Origin of the sequence: Priestia sp. 179-F W1.4 NHS, from assembly GCF_045369295.1 — a bacterium.
Classification (GTDB): domain Bacteria; phylum Bacillota; class Bacilli; order Bacillales; family Bacillaceae_H; genus Priestia; species Priestia zanthoxyli.
The window spans coordinates 157,862-179,870 of the sequence record NZ_JBIQFF010000006.1 but is presented as its reverse complement, the minus strand read 5'-3'; the positions used below and the strand labels follow the sequence as shown (position 1 = coordinate 179,870).

19 protein-coding genes are annotated in these 22,009 nt (G+C 39.4%); 9 read left to right on the top strand and 10 right to left on the bottom strand.

Annotation, left to right across the window (positions count from 1 at the left end; all coding sequences use genetic code 11):
• Window positions 1–197 precede the first annotated feature (197 nt).
• A complete protein-coding gene (locus tag ACH0CI_RS22850; protein ID WP_406902314.1) occupies window positions 198–1,448 on the top strand; it encodes an ATP-binding protein in 1,251 nt (416 codons plus the stop codon).
• Window positions 1,449–1,452: 4 nt separating this feature from the next.
• On the top strand, window positions 1,453–2,391 hold the full coding sequence (locus ACH0CI_RS22845) for a response regulator (protein WP_028412292.1): 939 nt from the start codon (window positions 1,453–1,455) through the stop codon (window positions 2,389–2,391).
• 39 nt (window positions 2,392–2,430) lie between these two features.
• Here the strand turns inward: ACH0CI_RS22845 and ACH0CI_RS22840 are convergent, their stop codons facing one another.
• From ACH0CI_RS22840 to ACH0CI_RS22805, 8 genes are all read right to left on the bottom strand, one after another.
• Window positions 2,431–3,039: a malonate decarboxylase holo-ACP synthase gene (locus tag ACH0CI_RS22840; protein ID WP_406902310.1), complete on the bottom strand. Its 609-nt coding sequence runs from the start codon at window positions 3,037–3,039 to the stop codon at window positions 2,431–2,433.
• Window positions 3,027–4,727, bottom strand: coding sequence for a biotin-independent malonate decarboxylase subunit beta (gene mdcD / locus ACH0CI_RS22835; protein ID WP_335707109.1), 1,701 nt, complete (start codon window positions 4,725–4,727; stop codon window positions 3,027–3,029). Before mdcD ends, ACH0CI_RS22840 begins: the two co-directional genes overlap by 13 nt.
• Window positions 4,714–5,016 carry a malonate decarboxylase subunit delta gene (locus ACH0CI_RS22830; protein ID WP_335707108.1) on the bottom strand — a complete coding sequence of 101 codons (303 nt, stop codon included), beginning with the start codon at window positions 5,014–5,016 and terminating at the stop codon, window positions 4,714–4,716. Before ACH0CI_RS22830 ends, mdcD begins: the two co-directional genes overlap by 14 nt.
• Before the next feature lie 27 nt (window positions 5,017–5,043).
• Window positions 5,044–5,901, bottom strand: coding sequence for a triphosphoribosyl-dephospho-CoA synthase (locus ACH0CI_RS22825; protein WP_406902309.1), 858 nt, complete (start codon window positions 5,899–5,901; stop codon window positions 5,044–5,046).
• 5 nt (window positions 5,902–5,906) lie between these two features.
• Window positions 5,907–7,559, bottom strand: a complete 1,653-nt coding sequence (gene mdcA / locus ACH0CI_RS22820; RefSeq protein WP_406902308.1) for a malonate decarboxylase subunit alpha — start codon at window positions 7,557–7,559, stop codon at window positions 5,907–5,909.
• Window positions 7,560–7,596: 37 nt separating this feature from the next.
• Entirely contained in the window at window positions 7,597–8,523 is a 927-nt protein-coding gene (locus ACH0CI_RS22815; protein ID WP_406902307.1) for an ACP S-malonyltransferase, read from the bottom strand.
• Window positions 8,524–8,785: 262 nt separating this feature from the next.
• Entirely contained in the window at window positions 8,786–9,742 is a 957-nt protein-coding gene (locus ACH0CI_RS22810) for an LLM class oxidoreductase (protein WP_033578094.1), read from the bottom strand.
• 56 nt (window positions 9,743–9,798) lie between these two features.
• The gene (locus ACH0CI_RS22805; RefSeq protein WP_406902306.1) at window positions 9,799–10,998 is read right to left on the bottom strand and encodes an MFS transporter; all 1,200 of its coding nucleotides are present in this window, start codon (window positions 10,996–10,998) and stop codon (window positions 9,799–9,801) included.
• 328 nt (window positions 10,999–11,326) lie between these two features.
• Between ACH0CI_RS22805 and ACH0CI_RS22800 the strand changes: the two genes are divergently transcribed.
• From ACH0CI_RS22800 to ACH0CI_RS22770, 7 genes are all read left to right on the top strand, one after another.
• Window positions 11,327–11,695 (top strand): winged helix-turn-helix transcriptional regulator, encoded by a 369-nt coding sequence (locus ACH0CI_RS22800; protein WP_013055500.1) that lies wholly within the window; start codon window positions 11,327–11,329, stop codon window positions 11,693–11,695.
• Window positions 11,696–11,779: 84 nt separating this feature from the next.
• The gene (locus ACH0CI_RS22795) at window positions 11,780–11,959 is read left to right on the top strand and encodes a hypothetical protein (protein WP_060744848.1); all 180 of its coding nucleotides are present in this window, start codon (window positions 11,780–11,782) and stop codon (window positions 11,957–11,959) included.
• Window positions 11,959–12,156: a YwbE family protein gene (locus tag ACH0CI_RS22790; RefSeq protein WP_028407531.1), complete on the top strand. Its 198-nt coding sequence runs from the start codon at window positions 11,959–11,961 to the stop codon at window positions 12,154–12,156. Before ACH0CI_RS22795 ends, ACH0CI_RS22790 begins: the two co-directional genes overlap by 1 nt.
• 862 nt (window positions 12,157–13,018) lie before the next feature.
• A complete protein-coding gene (locus ACH0CI_RS22785) occupies window positions 13,019–13,183 on the top strand; it encodes an aspartyl-phosphate phosphatase Spo0E family protein (RefSeq protein ID WP_080754377.1) in 165 nt (54 codons plus the stop codon).
• A gap of 227 nt (window positions 13,184–13,410) precedes the next feature.
• Entirely contained in the window at window positions 13,411–15,090 is a 1,680-nt protein-coding gene (alsS, locus tag ACH0CI_RS22780) for an acetolactate synthase AlsS (RefSeq protein WP_406902305.1), read from the top strand.
• A gap of 16 nt (window positions 15,091–15,106) precedes the next feature.
• Window positions 15,107–15,820, top strand: a complete 714-nt coding sequence (gene budA / locus ACH0CI_RS22775) for an acetolactate decarboxylase (RefSeq protein WP_335707101.1) — start codon at window positions 15,107–15,109, stop codon at window positions 15,818–15,820.
• 237 nt (window positions 15,821–16,057) lie between these two features.
• Window positions 16,058–17,239 (top strand): MFS transporter, encoded by a 1,182-nt coding sequence (locus tag ACH0CI_RS22770; RefSeq protein ID WP_335707100.1) that lies wholly within the window; start codon window positions 16,058–16,060, stop codon window positions 17,237–17,239.
• 49 nt (window positions 17,240–17,288) lie between these two features.
• Here the strand turns inward: ACH0CI_RS22770 and nasC are convergent, their stop codons facing one another.
• Both nasC and nirB read right to left on the bottom strand, forming a co-directional pair.
• Entirely contained in the window at window positions 17,289–19,439 is a 2,151-nt protein-coding gene (gene nasC / locus ACH0CI_RS22765) for an assimilatory nitrate reductase catalytic subunit NasC (protein ID WP_406902304.1), read from the bottom strand.
• A 19-nt stretch (window positions 19,440–19,458) separates the two neighbouring features.
• The gene (gene nirB, locus ACH0CI_RS22760; RefSeq protein ID WP_406902303.1) at window positions 19,459–21,804 is read right to left on the bottom strand and encodes a nitrite reductase large subunit NirB; all 2,346 of its coding nucleotides are present in this window, start codon (window positions 21,802–21,804) and stop codon (window positions 19,459–19,461) included.
• Window positions 21,805–22,009 lie beyond the last annotated feature (205 nt).

The following is a 22,009-nucleotide window of genomic DNA, read 5'->3' as shown; positions in this document are numbered from 1 at the left end:
TTTTTAATGTACAATGCAACCTACGAGAGCATACAAAAACCTACAAAACTTTTTTGAATTATATTTTTATCTTTGGTACTCTTCTCCATTGTGCTGGACGCTGTCACAATGTATACTAATTCACGAATCACTTCAGGAGGTGTAATTATCTGAATTTTAAATCTTTCATTCGAAAAGATCCGTACATTTTATTGCTCATGCTCATTACTGTTCCGCTGGCGGGAGAGCTAAAATTTTATCCGTTAAATGAAACATTTCGAATTACATTTGGAGCTCCAACATTTTTCTTTTTCCTATTGCTTTTAAAACGGAAAACCGTTTTATCTGGCGGCTTGTTAACCGCTTTAAGCGTCGTTCTCTTTCGCATCATGCTCGATTATATCACGCTCGATCATTTTCAATTTGCGGCTTCTGCACATACGCATTACCCTACGTTTTTCTTTTACTTTACGTATGCACTTTTATTTTTTATTTTTAAAGTAAGCCGCATGAACTATAGTGCTATTGTGATTGGATTAATTGGACTCATCATTGAAATAGCTGCTGATATAGTCGAACTAACTGCGCAGTATATCGTTTTGCACACAACCATTCATATCGATTCATTATCCGACATGGCCGTTATTGCTTTTGCTCACAGCTTCATTGTACTTAGCTTTTTTAATATGATGACAATTTATGAATCACAGTCACGAGAACGTCAAATTCGCAAACAAAATGAGCACATGCTAATGCTTATTACAAGCCTTTATGAAGAAACCGTTCATTTAAAAAAGACCCTTCATAATACGGAAGTGATTACAAAAGCCTCGTACGATTTATACCGTTTATTACATCAGCAGGAAAAAGATCATTCTGTGCTTAACCAATCGCTCAGTAAAAAAGCGCTTCGGATTGCCGGAGATATTCACGAAGTAAAAAAAGACAACCAACGTATTTTTGCGGGCTTATCTAAAACAATTTCAAATGAAAGTTTCCAAAATTATATGAAAGCAGAGGAATTAATCGAGCTGATCGTACGCATCAACAAAAAATATGCCGATTCTCTTCACAAACAAATTAGCTTTTTTTCCTCTGTCACTGGGGAACATTTCAGCTACCACGTTTACACAATTTTATCGATCATTAATAACTTGGTAGCAAACGCAGTGGAGGCGATTAAAGATGAGGGAATGATTGTTTTATCCGTACATAGACAAGCTGAATTTGTAGAATTTCATGTACAAGATGATGGTCCTGGCGTGCCTTTGAAGTACGAAAAAGCTATTTTTGAACCTGGTTTCACCTCAAAATACGATCAATTTGGAAATCCCTCTACTGGAATTGGCCTTTCTTATGTAAGAGATATTGTTCAAGAACTTGGAGGTACGATTGAAGCTAAACAAGGAGATAACGGGATGATTTTTATCATTCAAATACCTCTTTGTAATCTAATTCAGAAAGGATGAGTTTATGCGATTTTGTATTACAGATGATGATTCAGCCATTCGTTCAACGCTCAGTCAGCTGATTGAAGATGAGGATTTAGGAGAAGTTGTAGAAGAAGTCGTAGACGGCAGCTTTTTAGATGCCTCTACGTTAAATTTAAAGCAAATTGATATTTTATTTATTGATTTACTTATGCCAGGACGAGATGGAATCGAAACGATCCGTCATTTAAAAGATTCATTTAAAGGAAAAATGATTATGATTTCACAGGTAGAGTCCAAAGAATTAATAGGAGAAGCCTATTCATTAGGAATTGAATACTATATTACAAAACCAATTAATCGAATTGAAATTTTAACGGTTATTCGAAAAGTAATTGAACGAATCTCTCTTGAGAAATCAATCGATGATATTAAAACCTCCTTGAATAGTTTAGCGACAGCCCATCACGCTCCCCCTTCAAGCCAGCCGATAACGAAACAAGCCCATCTATACGATGTAGGGAAATTCTTATTAGCCGAATTAGGTATTGTAGGAGAAAATGGTGCAAAAGATTTACTGGATATTTTACAGTTTCTGTACACTTATGACCAAAGAGAAAGTGTGGAAAAACATTTCCCTTCTCTAAAAAATATTTTTGTGAATGTCGCTGAGAAAAAATTGGGAGCTCACGCGTCTTCTATTGAAATTAATCGTGAAACCAAGGCTTGTGAACAGCGAATAAGACGAGCAGTTACTCACTCACTGAATCATTTTGCTTCTATTGGATTAACAGATTTTTCAAATCCAAAGTTTGAAAATTATGCTTCTAAGTTTTTTGACTTTACAGCCGTTCGTAAAAAAATGAAAGAACTGCAGGGAGATTCTAAAATTTTGCCGATTCGCATTAACACCAAAAAGTTTATTCAAATATTTTTTCTTGAAGCCAAGCGTTTGTTAAGCCAAGAAAAAAGCTGGTATTGACAGAAAAGACGGAAAAGGTGCAAATCCCTCATCCGTCTTTTATGCTAATTGATTCAGTTTTACTAAGGCAGGACCATATACAGTACGCAGAAGCAGCGTCTCTTCGCCTTTTGCGTATTCCGCTAGAGAAAAGGCTCCTTTTTCTGTTTCTACCTGTACATCTACAGAAACTGGGCATCTCTTTAGCTTACTGACTATCATTTCCGCTTGTTTCACCGACAAATAAGAAGAAAGGCGAATAAGTACATCTAAATCACTGGTTGTCGTGACAACTTCTTCACCGCTTGCAAGCTCGAACCCTACACTGCCGGTTGGTCCCCACGCAAATTTTTCAAAAATAATAGCCACCTCTTCCAAAGCGCGTATAGCTGGCATGTTTCTATACTGGGCGTTTTGAAAAAATGAAACGAGATTTTCCGGCCTAATTGTTTGTTTAATGGCCTCCTCAGATAAAAAAGCACCAAAACGCTGATTCCTTCGTTCTCCTCTTACTCCAATAGGTATCAGTTTATCTCGGTGAACAGCACGCCTTACCACTACAAATGGAGCCTTGGCTAATGAATATTCCACCCACTCGGGGATAGATGTATAACTGATAAGCTTTGCTTCCTCTTTTAACTGAAGCAAATCATGAGCTATATATTCCATTGTTTTTCCAACTCACCTCTTACCCATAAAGAAGCTTTTCGCCCTTCCTTTCTTGCTTGCTCACTGTGCAGCCGGCTGCTTAAATCGTATACACCTTCACAGCGAACATCTTCTACTGCTCCAATTAAAATATCTTGAATCATTTGAACGTCACGCTCTGTGGGCTGCTCTGCTTGAATACCGCTAACCAGCTCATATAAAGCGCCAAGTGAAGCAAATGATTTAATATCATAAGCCATGGACGGGACTTTCTTTGAAGCTTCCTCAAGTTCTTTTATACTTCTTTTAGTAATGCGCGCTGCCGACTGTTTGGACATGGCGTGAACATTCACTCCTTCGTCTTTTAAAGCCAAAATTCGATTCGATTGGTATCCATGAGCCAAAAATGCTCCTGAAATTGCTTTTCCGACAATTAACGTAATAACCGGATGACCTGCTAAGCGCGCTGCTGCATAAGCATCAGCTGCAGCAGCGCAAGCATAGTGAATACCTAGAAGTTCTTCATGATAGCCATACGCTTGACTCGGTACGTCCACAATGGCAATTATAGGGCGCGGAGATTGATTTCGATCTTCTTGTATTACTTCACGAACGTGCTTAGCAATTGCCCATCCTTCATCTAGTCCTACTTCCCCTTTTCGTGCACGTAAGAAACGATTATAAGGATTAGGTACAACCGATATATATCGGACCTTTTCTCTTCCTAGCAGTGCGTCTTTATAAAGAACGGAAGGAATTTCAAAATCTGCTTCTTCATCATTTATTAAAGCGTTAATCCACACGCGACCGCGGCTGTTAGGCATGCTACCTGGAACTTCGTTCAACGAGTAAGAGACTGCTGAAGGGATATGTTCATTTTTTGTTGCTTTATACAATTCTTGAAATTGATAAGGAGCCATTTTTTCTGAAGGATCAACCTTGCTAAGCAAATGCCTATAAAAATCTACTTGTTCTGTTTTACTAGCTACTTTTTCTTTTTTTTGAAACGTCTCTTGAATCGCTCGTTGAATAGCAGTAACATCATCCTGTGCTAATGTATCTGCAAACCCCGTTTCATAGCGTTGAATACCGCCAATCGTTTTCCAGATTAAGCTTCGGTCTCTTGCATCAAACTCTTCAACCCCCGCTTCTTGTTCGATCACTTCAGGGCCGTTAAGACCAAACCTTGCTTCTTTTGTCATAATGAGATAACTAAAGAGTGAAGCAGTGATAGACATTCCTCCAAAGCAGCCTACATTTCCTGAAATAACTCCGACAACAGGTGTATGCTCACGCAGAGCAACTACCGCTGAGCCAATTTCAGATATCGACAAAAGTCCATAATTCGCTTCTTGCAGCCTTACCCCTCCTGTATCGAATAGAAAAACAGGTCTAACAGGAACACCTTTTTTGTGATTATTAAGAGCTAATTCTAAAGCTCCTGCAATTTTAGCTCCCGATACTTCACCAATGCCTCCCCCTTGAAATCCTCCTTCTATTGAAATGACAACTGCTGGCTCCCCTGCTATTAGCCCACTTGCTATGATGACACCATCATCGCTTTGAGGAACAATATTTTGCTTAGGTAAATGAGGCGACTCGATCCCGTCAAAAGGGCCGAGCAGCTCACGAAATGTACCTTGATCTAAGATTGCCTGCGCTCGTTCTCTTCCATTTAACTCAATAAAGCTTTGATTATTCACTCCCATTTCTACTCACCTCCAAAGCTTGTGCAAGACGCAAAGCGACTACACCGGGCGTAGCACCGAAATCATTAATTACAATTTTCGCTTGAATCATATGAGCACTAAAAAACCGATCTAATACGGCTTTCCAGGTTTCACTAAACCCTTCACTTCCTGTTCGTACTGATACGTGAGCATGTTCTTCATCAGAAGGAGCCATTAAGATTTCTAAATCCCCTGAACCAACAACGCCTACATGTGCGCGCTGAGTTAACTTTCGATCGGCTTTGTATTTAAACACTAACGTTTCCATTAGCCACTCACTCCTCCCTGCAGACTTTTATGATTCTTTAAAAAGAGATATTCGATCTAAAAATAATACAGCAGCCAGCAAATCTGCACTTCCACCTGGAGAAGCGTTAGATGATAGAAGAATATGATCTAACGCTTCCAGCCGCTGTTTTCCTATTGATGTAGATCCCCCTCCAACTTCTAACACATTGGATGCCGCCATTTTAACCTCCTCTAACACAACTGGACCAGCACGATGCAAAATACACGTATCATCAAGATTGGCGATTAGTGTTACTAAAGTATCAATCCGCGCTGATGTTTCATGTATGCCTAGCTTGCGAGCCTTATGTAAAGCAGGCAAGCCTATATGAATCACGTGAGGAAATCCTTGCTTCGCCTCTCCAGCCGCTCCTTTTGCGCCATACTTTTTTTTCACACGAAGTCCATTAGATGAATGCAGAGTACAAAAGCGATCTGCATAACGAGCAATTTTTCCTGCAGCTTCTGTGATGGATGCAGGTGATGCTTGAATACCGCAAACCGCTGTTGCAGAAGCAAGTAGACCTAATGCCCAAATAGCTCCCTTGTGTGTATTGACACCATCCGTAGCCGCGTACATAATTTGTTCACCTTCGCGTCCAATTCGAGCAATTTCTTCCCTTAGCATCTGACTTGGCTGCTTTCCTTGACTATATAATGCAATCTGTGAGAAGGTCGGTTGTAAAGCATAAGCAGAGGCTAGCAGCGTCTCAATATTCATATCTTGATGAGATCCAGTTGTTGCTGCATCTACAAGCCCCGGCTTAGGTGTAAGTAACGCTTCATCAACCAAAGCGGTAACTGCCATTTTAGCTATCAGGCATGAAGAAAACACAGTTGTTTTTGGCTCTTCTTGAATACGCATATTTTTTACCAGCTCCTAAATTTAGCAGGCGGATTGTATAAACCATCTGACCATTCTACTAAATCTTCTACACTTTTCGCCGCTAACAGCGAACGCTTTGCTTCCGTACGGCGAATCTGTAAATCTTCCGGAAAAGCCACTAAGCCATCTCTGCGCATTCTTTCCACTTTATTTTGGTTGTGCCGTAACCCTATAGGCGTTACCCCCGCTACTGCTTCAAGCGCTGCTTTTCTTTCTTCCAAGCTTTGTGCTTTATATAAATAAGCAATTCCTTCTTCAGTCACGACATGTGTCACATCATCCCCGTAAATCATGACAGGAGCAGTAGCTAAGTTTGCTTGTTTAGCTACATTTACCGCATCCAAAGACTCAACGAAAACAGGCTCATTTCCTGATTGAAAGGTTTCAACCATTTGTACAACTAGCTTTCTGCCTCTTGCTAATTCATGCTTATCGTTCATCATATCCAACCAAGCAGACGTAGAATGCCGTCGGCCTCTAGGATCATGCCCCATGTTAGGCGCTCCGCCAAACCCTGATAAACGTCCAGATGTGACGGTAGAAGAATTTCCTTCTCCATCTATTTGCAAAGTTGATCCCACGAAAGCATCTACCGCATATTGACCAGCGACTTGACATATCGCACGGTTTGAGCGCAGGCTGCCGTCGCGTCCTGTAAAAAATACATCTGGACGGCCTGCTGTGTATTGTTCCATTCCTACTTCTCCGCCAAAGCAGTGTACGCTCTCAATCCATCCGCTTTCAATAGCCGGAATTAGCGTAGGGTGAGGGTTCAGAGCCCAGTGCTTGCATATTTTACCTTTCAGCCCTAACTTTTCTCCATAGGTAGGCAGTAAAAGCTCAATTGCAGCTGTATTAAAGCCAATGCCATGATTTAATGATTGTACGCTGTGGCGCTCATAGATACCTCGAATCGTCATCATAGCCATTAGAATTTGGAGCTCTGTAATATGACGAGGATCTCGGGTAAATAAAGCTTCCAATTGATAAGGCTGATTGGCCACGACGATACAATCAATCCAAGAAGCCGGAATATCAACTCGCGGAAGTTCTTCAACAAGTTCATTTACCTGCACAATGACAATTCCGTCCTTAAACGCTGTTGCTTCGATAATCGTCGGCGTTTCTTCCGTATTTGCTCCTGTATATAAGTTACCTTGTGCATCCGCTTTATCGGCAGCCACTAATGCAATATTGGGAATTAAATCAATGAAAAGGCGTCCGTAAAGCTCTAGATATGTATGAATTTCTCCCATTTTCAACGTGCCATCTTCAATCATTTGAGATACGCGAAGACTTTGAGCACCGGCGTACGAAAAATCAATTTTTTCAGCAATTCCTTTCTCAAATATGTCGAGGTGTTCCGGGCGTGAAATACTAGACATAATCATATGAAGACCGTTTATTTTATCAGCGCTTACTTCATTCAGCGCCTTTGATAAAAAAGATGCTTGCTTTTGATTGTCTCCTTCAAGCACTACTTTATCTCCGGGTGATATAAGCAATTCTAACGCTTCAATAATGTGTTCATTATCCAATAACTTTCCTTTAAGAAGTTGGTCTATTTTCGCAAGGCGAGCTGCTTTTTGATCTCGGCGGGTTGTCCATGATTTTGAAGTTTTTTTTATTCCACTCATGTTCTAGCTCCTTTCTTCTACTCCTAAATTAATGCGCTTACATTTTTTCTTTCTCCATTAAAATTAACACAGATTTCATAGTAGATTCGGCTGCAGAAATAGCCCTTGCTTCCGGAAAGCTCTTAGCAGTCAAATCCGTTAGTACTCTTCCTGGAGCCATTTCAATATATAATCTTGTACCCATTTCATACATAACTTCCGTCATATCATGCCAACGGACGGGCAGGGCAACACTCGCTGCCAGATCTTCCTTAATATCAGCAGCTTTCCATAATTTCCGAGCTTTACAATTACCTATAAAAGGAACGATCGGGTCTTTTCCTTTCACTTCCGTTATTATTTTTCGTAATTCGCTCGAAACTCCTTCCATAAGAGGACAGTGAGAAGGCACCGTTACATGAAGCAATTTGGTTTTCCTAGCCCCTTTTTTAGATGCTTTTTCAAGAACTTCCTCAATTGCTTTTAAGGTGCCAGAAAGCGTTATTTGATCAGGAGCATTTAGATTCGCTACGTAAACAGGAGCTGCATCGGTGGATATTTCATGTACAATAGAGAGAAGCTGATGTTCGCGCAGTCCCATTACGACCCCCATACCATAACCATCAGGATAGGCATTTCCCATCAGTTCCCCTCTTTTTCCCACAAGAAAAAGAGCTTCTTTAAAAGATAACACTTCAGATATAACTGCTGCTCCAAACGCCCCTATTGAATGCCCTCCTACCACGTCTGGCGAGTAACCTTTGTTTTTAAACGATCTAGCCGTAGCCACTCCTGCAATAAAAAGACATATCTGAACATTTTTATTATATTTTAATTTTTCTGACGAATCTAACGATAATACGTCTTGATTTAAAGCCTCACTTGCTTCTTCAAACGTAGTCGTTAATCCCCATTTATTTTTTATATCATGAAGCATACCAGCATATTGTGCACCTTGTCCTGGAAATAGAAATGCAACACTCATCGTGTTTCTCCTTTCGACTTTATATCACCCAAGGAGATAATGGATACTTTTATTATAAAGAACATAGAATCAATAACTCTAATACATATTTCTTATATATCCTATAACTTGAAATCTATATAAAAAGAGAGTTAGACATAACGAAATCAATGGAATCTGGAATCTAAAGATGAGCGAATTGGATAAATGAAAAAATCCGAACGATTCATCGTTCGGATTTTCCTTTAAGTAAACTGCTTTTGTCTCAGCCTCTTTTTGTTTGCTACATATGAGACGGGAAATGCGGAAGCACTTCTTCACCAAGCTCATGTATGACTTCTTCAGCCGGACGCTTACTATCAAAAAGAGCAAAAAAGAGATGGTTAACTCCTATTTCTTTATAAATAGAAAGAAGCTCAATTAATGTATTACGCCCTGCTCGAAATCCTAAACGAATTGGCGTTGGCATTTCATTTGGATCTTCTGCCAAATCTAGATGCATAGGTTGTGTAAAAGGTTTAAAAACGCCTGGATGATAGATATCAACCAGTTCTCTCCACTGTTTAATGGCTTCTGCTTGAAAATGCGGATGACGAGGATAATACATCCAGCCGTCTCCATGCTGTGCAAACCACTCCATATTTTGCTGGCTGTATCCCGTGATCATCGTTGGAATACGTTTCGTTGGCTTAGGAACAACATTTGCTCCTTGAATGGACCCCAAAGCAGACTGGATAGATGGAAATTCTTTATTTAACGCTTCTTCTAAATAATGAAAAGCCTCTGCAAATCGCTTTCCTCTTTCTTCATGAGGAATACCTAACCCTCGAAAATCTGCTTGACGGTCTCCAGAGGATACGCCCATAATCAAACGCTCAGGAAAAAGCTGATCAATGGTTGCCATTTCTTTAGCTACACGAAGCGGATGGCGTAAAGGCAGCACAATAGCAGATGTACTGAGAGCAATTTCTTTTGTTTGACTGGCAAGGTAAGTCAAATAAATAAGCATATCATAAATTTGACCCGTGGCTGGATCGCCAAATGATGGATCTTGAAGAAGGACATCACGGAACCATAAGCTTGTAAATCCATATTGTTCTGCAAGCTGCGTGAGCTCTACTTGTTTCTCCATCGTAGGCGTGGCATACTGATAATTTTCAAGCGGCATATGCAAACCTAACGTTAACTCATTCTCCTTGTACATACGACGATACGCCTTATGATATTGAAATGCAGTCATTTGCTTCCTCTCCTTTTATAGCTAAGAGATCATCGCAAAAGGCGATGATCTCTGTTTTATTTTGCTTTTGCTTCTATTGAGCGGCTCCATGCGGTTAATAAGACCGCTCCTAAAACCATCACTCCTCCAATCCAAGGAGTATGAACAAGACCAATGGAATCAACAATCAGGCCGCCTACAAAAGAACCAATAGCAATTCCAACGTTAAATGCAGCAATATTCAGCGCAGAGGCTACGTTTACTGCTGAAGGAACATACTTTTCAGCTAAGTTCACGACCAGCACTTGCAGTCCAGGTACGTTCATAAATGCCAATAAGCCCATAGCAAAAATTGTAATTGTTCCCGCTACTTTAAACGATGCAGTAAACGATAAAATAACTAAGATAACGGCTTGAATTAAAAACATCCAAAATAATGCTTTTAACGGATTTTTATTCGCAGCTTTTCCTCCAATCGTATTTCCGATGGCTACTGCTACGCCGTATACTAATAGCAAGATACTAACTGCGCTTGGTGCGTATCCTGTTAACTTTTCAAGAATAGGTGCTAAATACGTATAAGCTACAAACGTTCCGCCATAACCTAAAGCAGTAATAGCAAACGATAGTAAAAGCGGCCCGTTTTTCAAAATTTTTAATTGATCACTAAACTTTGCCGGCGGCGCTTCTTTTAAGTTTTTAGGCACTAAAAGAGCACTGGCAATAATGGCAATAACGCCAAGTAACGCTACCCCCCAAAATGTTGCTCTCCAGCCGAAAGCTTGTCCGATAAATGTACCAAGTGGAACACCTGTAACAGTTGCAACTGTCAAACCTGTAAACATTAAAGCAATGGCACTTGCCCGCTTATCTTCCGGCACCAAATCAGCAGCGATAGTCGCACCGATAGAAAAGAAAATCCCGTGTGAAAATGCAGTAATAATTCGTGCTATAAGCAGCAGCCCAAAGCTTGTTGATAAAGCTGCTACTGAGTTTCCTACGATAAAAATAACCATTAATAGCATCAGCAATGATTTTCTGCTCATTTTACTTGTTAATGCTGTTAATACGGGCGCTCCAAATGCAACTCCCATTGCGTACCCTGAAATTAATAACCCTGCTAGTGTAATAGAAATATTTAAATCCTCTGCAAGCGATGATAATAAACCTACTGGAACAAACTCTGTTGTCCCGATTCCAAAGGCGCTAATAGCTAGCGCTAATAGCGGCAAAGCACCGCTTTTTTTACTTTGTTGTGTTTGTGAAAGTGTATTCACTTCTTAACGCCTCCTGTTCGTTATAATAACTTTTTATAATAGCTTCTCTTACAGCTGATTAGCTTAGGTACCCTTCATATATTCGCTAACCGGCCATCAACAATTGTTATTATGAGCGATGTAAAACCAAAGAAAAAGTACGCACTTTCAAGTGATATAGGTACCCGGAGGTTACAATAAGCGTAAATACTAAAGTCATGAACTATTGGGTATTCTAAAAAAATGCTTACACCTAGAAAATTCTGCGCTATAGTGGTATGATAAACATCAGAAAAAATGCGAAACCATGCATTTAACCGTTATCTCTAGAACAAGGAGAGTTGTTAACGTGAAAAAATATAATATTCCAGTGGAAGCGGCACTAGAAGTCATTGGAGGCAAGTGGAAAGTCGTTATTCTTTGCCACTTAATTAAAGGGACAAAACGTCCTGGAGAATTAAAAAGAATTATGCCGCGCGTTACACAAAAAGTATTAACGCAGCAGCTTCGTGAGCTTGAAGCAGACGGCATCATTGTTAGAAAAATGTACAATGAAATGCCGCCTCGAGTAGAATATTCTTTAACAGATTACGGATGGTCTTTAAAAAGTATTCTTGATTCGCTATGCTCTTGGGGAGAACATCATATTGAAAAAACGTACCCTGATAAAGAAGCTGTACTTATGCAGCCTGTAGAAGAAGTCACTGTTTCTAATTAAAAAAAGCTGACTAGATAGTCAGCTTTTTCATTCCCTTACTTTCTTTGTTTTTTCAGACGATGTACGTATTCAGGAGGAACCTTTATGACAGAACAATCAAAAAAGAAAATTAGTCTTCAAGATGCTATTAAACAGCAGCTTGCTAATAAGAAAAACCAATCTTCAAATAAAGCTAAGAACAGCAGTACTAATCAAGCAACCAAAAAGCTGACAAGTCAACAAACAAAAAAAACGAATAATCAGCGAAAGAGAACAGGTGTATAATGAACGGACAAAATAGAAAAGACGTAGCTCCTGGAATTAAAGTCGACATTGTTTTAAAAGCAGATCAGCGCTCTGGAAAACTGACACATGGAACGGTCAAAGACATTCTGACCAATTCAAGCTTTCACCCTCACGGCATTAAAGTTCGTTTAACAGATGGACAAGTCGGACGTATAAAAGAAATTTACCCAAACTAAAAAAGCATGTATTTTACATGCTTTTTTAATTTATCCTTCAAATAAATCTACTTATCATTTCCTACTTTTGTTAAAATAAAGAAGCACTGTCGTCCCCTTTCTTTCCCTTGGGAATTCACGCAAGGAAAAAAAGGTGGTGGATAGTCTGAGACAAATCCTCAAGTCATTTTTCCTAGATGCTGAGAATGTTCAGCTCCTAACGGCTTACGTCGAGCTTTTAGGAGCCATAGTCGCTCTTATTTTGCTATTTTTCCAGTAGCAAAATAAGTAATCACCCATAAGTATCGTCTAAAGGGTTCTTCATCCATAAGGCTCGTGTGCTGATTGTCTTTAGGGAATGGTGTTTGGCGGCACTTCCCTATAGTAAAAAGACAGCTTCCTTGCAGAAATGGACAAGGTGTAATCAACTACGGCCGATTATGGGTGCAGGACCTTTTTCTTTATTAGTCTATGTCTTTTTTTTACTTCCCATACACAAAAATAAAAAAACCTCCGAGTTGGCGGTCTCGAAGGTTTTTTCTAGTGAATCGTTTTCAACAAATCCTCATCCGGGCTAACAAGGTTCAGATCTAATAAGATTATGTGATGAATTTCTTCACCTTACAAGTTAAACTTGTCAAAGCTAAGAATTCATTCGCTTGTTAAGAATAACTGAACGTGCGCTCCGGATTGTCACTTTTCCTAGCCTTAGTATATCATATTTGTTGAAAATAGGTAAAAAAAGTGTTCGACAAAGCTTGTCAGCAGCTCTTCACCTATTTCATATTTTTCAAAACAAAAAACATTTTACAAATATGAAGGAATTTCATACTATTAGATAAAAGATAGAAGATAGAAGTATTCTGACTTGGAGAGGATTTCAATGAAGCAACCACAGTTAGAAAAAGAAATTCGAGCCTTACAATCAGATATTTACCAATTAGCTAAGAAAACAAGCAGCTATTCTCACGGTGAGATCTTAAAATTAAGTCAAAAGCTAGATCAAAAAATTGTTCGTTACCAAAAGCTTTTTAACCATACCAAATAAGAGCCGCGTAGGACTTTCACTTGCTATCCCCCAAGTACCATAAACCTACAGATAAAACAGATGTGTTTTATTCGCAATAGGTACATCCCTGCTTCCCTAATTAATTAGGGAAGTTTTTCATTTAGAAAATAAGAACCTTCTCCTTTCCTTTGGTTAGTTGTCATACAAATTGGGTATTCAATCAGTAGGCCTTAAAACTTATTTAAGAAACTTAAAGGAGAGAATGCATGATGAGTAATGCTGATACTACCGAAACAAAAAAAGGCGCCGATTTACTAGTAGAAAGTTTGGCAAGTCAGAATGTGCCTTATATTTTTGGCATTCCAGGAGCCAAAATTGATGGCGTATTTGATGTTTTGAAAGAAAAAGGACCGGAAGTAATTGTTTGCCGCCACGAACAAAATGCTGCGTTTATGGCAGCTGCTATGGGAAGATTGACAGGTACGCCGGGCGTTTGCCTTGTCACATCAGGTCCAGGTGCCGCTAATTTAGCCACTGGCCTTGTCACTGCTACTTCTGAAGGTGATCCAGTGGTAGCCCTAGCAGGAGCCGTTCCAAGAGCAGATCGATTAAAAAAGACACATCAATCAATGGACAATGAAGGACTATTTAAATCTATCGCCAAATTCAGCGTTGAGGTAGAAGATGCTGCAAACGTTCCAGAAGTGATAACAGACGCCTTTCGTGAAGCTGTTTCTTCTCCTTCAGGAGCATCTTTTGTCAGCTTGCCGCAGGATGTAATGGATGGCGAAACATCAGCTTCCACTCTATCCTTTCTAAAAACTCCTACGATTGGCGCTGCTAATTTAGACGCTGTTGCCCAAGCTATACACACTATTCGCACAGCAAAACTACCTGTTTTACTTTTAGGTATGAGAGCAAGTAAATCTAAAGCAGTGGAATCAATCCGTCAACTCGTAGCAGAACATGACCTTCCTGTCGTAGAAACGTTCCAAGGTGCGGGAGCTGTTTCACGAGAGCTTGAAACTCACTTTTTTGGACGAGTAGGTCTTTTTCGCAATCAGCCTGGAGACGTCTTATTGAAGCATGCTGACGTCGTCTTAACAATCGGATATGACCCAATTGAATACCCTCCTTCTCTTTGGAACTCAGAAAGTCAAAGAAGCATTATTCATTTAGATGATGTACAAGCACAAGCTGACCACCATTATCAGCCGGAAATTGAGTTAGTAGGGGATATCCCAAGCACCCTCGACATATTAGCGGATAAACTCCCACCTTTAATACGTTCAACAGAAAGTGCTTCTTTTTTAAAAACGCTAAAAAGCAAACTTGAACAACCTGACGATCAGTACGAGTTTTCTAATGACACTCACCTTCATCCCCTACAGTTAATTGAAGCTCTGCAGGACTTTGTTGAAGATGATACTACCATTACATGTGACGTTGGTTCGCATTACATATGGATGGCTCGTTATTTTCGTTCCTATGAACCTCAGCATTTACTATTCAGCAACGGCATGCAAACGCTAGGTGTTGCTTTGCCTTGGGCTATTTCAGCTGCACTCGTTCGCCCCCATAAAAAAGTTCTGTCCATGTCTGGAGACGGCGGGTTTTTATTTTCAGCTATGGAGCTCGAGACAGCCATTCGGTTAAACTTACCAATTGTTCACATTATCTGGAACGATCAAACCTACGATATGGTTGGCTTTCAACAGCAGATTAAATATGGCCGAAAATCTGCAGTGGAGTTTGGCAGTGTAGACTTTGTTACATTTGCTGAAAGTTTTGGTGCCAAAGGATTTAGAGTGAACTCACCAGAAGAATTTTCGGACACTCTAGCAAACGCTTTTCGTGAACAAGGTCCCGTTATCATCGATGTTCCTGTAGATTATAAAGATAATGAAAAATTAAATACACAGCTACTGCCAGATCAAATTAACTGAAAGGACTGAGTAAAGAATGAGCAATAAAGAAAAATTAACGATTCACCAAACTTCCACTATGATTGCTTTATTAGACGGCGTGTTTGACGGTGTTGTCACATACAAGGAATTAGCTAAAAAAGGTGATTTCGGCATCGGTACTTTTAATCAATTGGACGGTGAAATGATTGCCTTTGACGGAGAGTTTTATCATATTGCTGATGGGAAAGCCGCACCTATTAGTGAAGATGCAAAAACACCTTTTGCCATTATGACAACCTTTTATGAAGATATCTCTTATCGTGTAGAAGAGGAAATGAACCGTGAACAACTAGAAACCTTAATGAACGAGCTTATTCCCAGTCCGAATTTATTCTATGCAGTTCGCATTGACGGGAAGTTTAAAGAAGTAAAAACTCGCACTGTTGCAAAGCAAGAGAAACCCTATCCTTCCATGGTAGATGCAGCTGCTGATCAGCCTACATTTACATCTTCAGATGTAAATGGAACACTAGCAGGTTTTTACACGCCGGAATATTCTTCAGGCATCGGTGTTCCCGGGTATCACCTGCACTTTATTGATGAATATAAAAAAGAAGGTGGACATGTTTTAGACGTCTCCGTTCAGGATGTTACCATTCAAATTTGCAAAAAAACGAAATTAAATCTCAATTTATCGGAAACAAGTGAATTTCTAAATGCTAATTTAGAAGACCATGATGTAGAAGAAGAAATTGCGACGGCTGAATAAGCAATGATACTTTTACTGATAAAAAAACTCTCATCGCTGCGCATGACGATGAGAGTTTTTTTATGAACACTTCGTGTATTTTTAAGTTTCCTCCCATTTCTACTAGTAATATAGGTCTCCCATAAAACCACGGTAGAAAGCCTAACACAGAATGATACATAAGAAAGAAAGCGTAGTATCATAATTACCATATTGCAACAGCTTTACGCTGTATATAAAAAAGGAGGTTTTTAAGCAATGTTTTCTAAACGGCCCTTATCTGTACTTCTTATCTCGACTTTATCTATGATTATTGCTTTTTCAGTATGGTCTGTCTTCGCGCCTATCGCCGCAGATATTCAAGTGATGTATTCATTAACCAACGCTGAAAAAAGTATCTTAATTGCCACTCCCGTCTTATTAGGTTCACTCATGCGGATTCCGATGGGAATTTTAACAGATCGCTTCGGCGGAAGAAAAGTGTATTCGTTAACAATGCTTGCTCTTTTACTCCCTACCATTTGTGCAGGCTTTACTCATTCTTACTCCATGCTGCTCTTTTGGGCATTTTTTATCGGCATGGCTGGAACAACATTTGCTATTTCCATTACATATGTCTCTAAATGGTATTCACCTCAAAAGCAAGGTTTTATTTTAGGAATTGCCGGGATGGGCAACTTAGGATCAGCGGTAGCAAGCTTTAGTATTCCACTTATCTTTTCTTCTTTTGGCTTGCCTTGGGTATTTTGGAGTTTAGCAATTGTGGTAGCTTTAATGGCTCTTTTATTATGGGTAGGAACTTCAGACCACCCCTCTGCAGCTTCTCCTAAAACGCTGCAGGAATCTTTATCGGTATTAAAATTTAGAGAAACGTGGTTTTTGTCCGTTTTCTATTTTTTAACATTCGGTGGATTTGTCACATTCAGCATCTATCTCCCTACCATTTTGCACGATCAATTTAATGCATCAACCGTAGACAGCGGGCTGAAAACAGCTATTTTTGTTGTATTAGCAACGTTTGTACGGCCTCTTGGAGGATATTTATCGGATGTATTCGGAGCAAAAAAAGTACTCACCTTTGTCTTTACCGGAATGCTGCTAATAGGATTATTTATCGCCTTTACCATCAGCTCCTTCGCGCTATTCAGCGCAGGTTGCTTACTTGCAGCCATTACCCTTGGTATCGGAAATGGAGCTGTTTTTAAAATGGTTCCATCTGTTTCAACAGGAAATATTGGAGCTGTTACGGGGATCGTAGGAGCATTCGGAGGAGTAGGCGGCTTTTTCCCTCCTATTGTGCTAGGCTTTATAAAAGATACAAGCGGAGATTACGTTGTCGGTTTTTCCTTACTAGCGCTTTTTGCTCTATTCTGTCTCTTACTGAATTATTCTGGATTCAAAAAACAAGATGTACGTATTAACCAAAAGCACCTTGCCTGATTCCACGTAAAAAGCCTCTTTTTGCAAGAGGCTTTTTGCATCAGCATTTTTAATAACTGCTTCTTTTTACAGAAGGGCTAATATTCACGGCACTTACTTTAAAGCCAGGCATCTTACAGGCGGGATCTAATTTCTCAGAAACAAGGTTATTAACATTTTGAGAATCCGCCCAGTGAAAAGGAACAAATACGGTATCTGGCCGAATGCCCTCTGAAAATTTGCTTCTTACCACAATCCTTCCATATGAAGATTCAATTTGTACTAATTCTTGATTCGATATTTCATATTTTTTCGCTGTTGAAGGGTGGATTTCCATAAAAGATTCGAAATTTCTAGCAGATAAAGATGCACTTTTTCGCGTTTGTACACCCGTTAAATAGTGTGACACCACTCTCCCTGTTGTTAAATAGAGAGGATATTTTTTCGTTATTTTTGCTTTAGGAACAATAGCTTGATTCGAGACAGGGACCATCATCGCCTTTCCATCACTATGAGCAAAACGTGTTTCAAACAGGCGCTCGGTTCCTTTATCCGTTAAGCTTCTGCATGGCCATAAAATTCCTTTTTCCGCTCGTAATCGTTCGTACGTAATACCGGAGTAATCCGCGATTCCTCCTTTACTTGCTATTCGCAGTTCATTAAATATTTCTTCAGCTGATGAAAACGAAAAATGTTCCTCTTTCCCTAAAACTTTAGCAATTTCACATAGTATTTCCCAGTCGTGTTTGATTTCGCCACGGCGCGGAAAGCTAGCTTCGCGCAATGTAACTCTTCCCTCTACATTTGTCATCGTTCCTTCATCTTCCAAATAAGAGGATGCTGGTAAAATTAAGTTTGCTAATTTTGCCGTTTCTGATTCAAACATATCTGCTACCACTAGAAATTCAAGCTTTTCAAAAGCCTTCTTAACAAAATTAGCGTTTGGATTTGAAACGGTTGGATTTGAACATACCAGAAACAGCCCTTTAATTTCACCATCATGAATTTTTTCAATCATTTCATATGCAGAAACACCTTTTCTAGGAAGATCTTTCTCCTCTATGTTCCAAACATCTGCTATGTACATACGATGCTCGTGATTTTCGATTGAACGATAGCCTGGAAGCTGATCTGCTTTTTGACCGTGTTCTCGGGCTCCTTGCCCATTTCCTTGACCAGTAATGGCTCCATATCCGCAGCAAGGTTTACCGATTTTCCCGACAGAAAGTAGAATATTCAAAAAGTTCTGCACAGCAGCACTCCCGTCTGTTTGCTGCTCTACCCCTCTAGCAGTAAAAATCATTCCTGTTTCTCTTTGACCAAACATACGGGCAGCTTGATACATTTTCTCAAGCGGCACTCCCGTTATTTCTTCAATGACACTAAATTCTAGAGACGCCACATATTGCATTACCTCTTCAAATCCATTAACACGTTCTTGTAGAAATCGTTCATCTAGATAATTTTCTTCTATAATGACCTTCAAGATTCCATTGGCTAATGCCGCGTCGCTCCCCGGTTTAAGCTTCAGGTGTAAATCAGCTATTTTAGTTGTACCTGTCTCTCTTGGATCAATAGCAATAATAAAAGCTCCGTTTTCTTTTGCTTTTTCAAAATAAGGCATAATCGTTGGCTGACATTCCGCAATATTTGTTCCAGCTAACATAATACATTCAGTAAACGGAATCTCTTGTAAGCTATTCGTAAATCCTCGGTCCATGCCAAATGTTTTACTAGCAGCAGAAGCAGCAGCTGACATACATAAGCGTCCATTGTAATCAATATACTTTGTTTTTAACGCAACTCGAGCAAATTTCCCTAATAAATAAGCTTCTTCATTTGTAATAGAGGCACTTCCATAAACACCTAGCGCATCTGCTCCATTCTTCTCTTGAATCTCTGTAACGTGCTCTTTAATATAGTCAAGAGCTTCCCTCCAAGAAATCTTTACAAACTCTCCGTTTACTTTTAACAAAGGATATTGAATCCGATCTTTATGCAAAGGATGCTGGTGCGCATTCATTCCTTTGATACATAATCTTCCTTGAGAAGTAGGGTTGTCTCTTCCAATTGTTTTATACGTTTTTCTTTTTACATGTGTTTGTTCAACTAACTGCATTTTGCACTGCATGCTGCAGTAAGGACACTGCGTATTATAGATACGCTCGGTTTCAACTTGCTTTTGCTGCTCACGAAAATATTTCAACAGCATCTCAGTCATCGTAGGTCACCCTTCTTTCCTATAATAAATATGTGATTGCACGAGAGCGTTCTGAGCTGAGCTGCTTCATTAAATACTCTCGATTGTCTGCCTCAAACAAAACTTCTCTGACATGAACAATTCCTACTCGCTCGATCCAGCTGCCGACAGCTTCTAAATAGTTCCCCGTTTCACGGTAATATTGAATCAAAGAACAGCTGATTTCTATCGCTTCTTCGTTCGTTTCGGCCACATAAAACAGCTCCCCGCTTCTGGCTTCTGTGCTGCTTCCGCCAGCATATATTTCCCAACCTCTGTCTATTCTTCTTAATCCTATATCACTTTTTGTGACATCCTCTGTAATGTGAAAACAAGAAGCAATACTGATTTTGATATCGCATGGGGTCTTTACGTATTCAAGCTGTTTGTCTAATTCATTTGATAAAGCAAGAGCAGGTTCATACTGACAAATACACGTTCCTTTTCCTATATAAACAGATACATTTTTAACTGTACGTTCATATAACTGCTGAAGTCCTCTATCTATTTCCTCACTTATCAACGAAAGATATTCTTTTTTCACTCCAATAAGTTGAATGCGCTGATCACTTGTTAAACGAATATTCGAGATGTTGTACCTTTCAGCTACATTTGCTATGTTCCTTAATTCCTGTACATTTGTCAGACCACCGTGAATTTGCGGTACCACTGCATAAGTACCGTCATGAAGCAAAACGGCCTGTTCATTCTCCGTAGTAAATAAAGAATGTCGATTATTTTCATAATGAGGATTCATCATATTTAAATAGTAATGAAGACCGCCTTCACATAACGAGCAGCCTTTCATGTCTTTAAACTTTAACATTTCTCTTACTTGCTGAACCGTTTCAAATTGATATTGCTGCATTTCTCTTACCAGCTCATCTTCTGATAGCTGTGTACAAGCACAAAAGGTTTTTTGTTCAATGTTTTCATCAAATTCATTGCTTTGAATATACGTTAAAAGATCTGTTACAAGGGGCTTGCATCCTCCGCATGAACCAGAAGCTTTCGTGCAATTTTTTATTTCTTCTACTGTCGTTAAATCATTTTTCTGTACTGCTTCAATAATAGCTCCCTTGGTTACACCGTTACAGTTACATACGATACCTGTAAGTGGCATAGAAGCTGCTGCATTTTCTTTTTCATATTGAGAAGGAAATAATTGTACTTTTTCCGCTTGCGACAAATCCTTTTTTTCACTAATCATTTGTGATAGCTTTATAGCCTCACTGGTATCCCCAAAAAGAACGGCTCCCACTATTCTCCCTTCGCGAAAAACTACTTTTTTGTATATACCATCTAACATATTCGAAATCGTAATAGCTTTTGCACCTTGATTTTCCTTAAACTCTCCGACCGAATAAACGTCTATTCCTGATATTTTTAACTGAGTGGAAAGAACGGACCCGCCATAACCCTCATTTTTCATTTTGCAAAGGTGTCGCGCTAAGACTTTTCCTTGTTCGTAAAGAGGAGCAACAAGGCCGTATGTCATCCCCCGATGTTCAGCGCATTCACCTACTGCATAGATATCCGGAATGCTCGTTTCTAAATAATCATTTACGATAATTGCTCTATTTGTTGCTATTCCGCTTTTTTTAGCGAGATTCACATTTGGCTTCACTCCTGTAGCCATTACAACTAAATCAGCTGCAACTTTGCTGTTATCGTTAAATCGGACGCCTTCTGCTCGATTTTCCCCTATAATCTCATCCGTATGTTTGTTTAATAGAAAACTCATGCCTTGCTTTTCCAATTCTTCTCTTAACATGGCAGATGCTGCTCTGTCTAGCTGTCGCTCCATTAAAAAACCCGAATGATGAATAACTTGAACATCCATCCCTAAATTTAATAGTCCTCTAGCAGCTTCCAGCCCTAACAGACCCCCTCCAATAACCGCTGCTTTTTTATACCGTTTAGAAATTTCAATCATTTTCCGGCAGTCTTCGATGGTACGAAAACCGAGGACCCCTTCTTTTTCAGCACCTTTAACGGGGAGCATATACGGGCTCGAACCGGTAGCAATAATAAGCTTGTCGTACATCGTCTCTCTGTTTTTATCTGTTTTTATTATTTTTCTCTTGGTGTCTATGTGCGTAACACTTTCTCCTTTAAATAAAGTGATATTATTTTCGTTATACCATGCAAACGAATGAATGTTAATATCTTCAAGCTTTGTACTGCCTTGTAAAACGGTTGATAATAAAATTCGATTATAGTTAACGTGAGGCTCACTTCCAAAAACAGTAATATCAAAACAATCTGGAGAATGAATAAGAATTTCTTCAATACAGCGCATTCCCGCCATTCCGTTTCCGATTACTATCAGCTTTTGTTTCGTCATATAAAAACCTCCAACACATAGATTCAGACCGTAAAATATACATTTTTTATTATTTCATAAACTTCTCTAAAAGAAATGAACCTTGTTATAACTTCTAACATTAAAATCTGTTTAAAGCGTATAAATACGCCGATACCTTTCGCTGAAAGCAGGCTTTTATATAGAAGATTAATCTGCTTTAAAAAGGGGTAGAAAAAAGGATGCT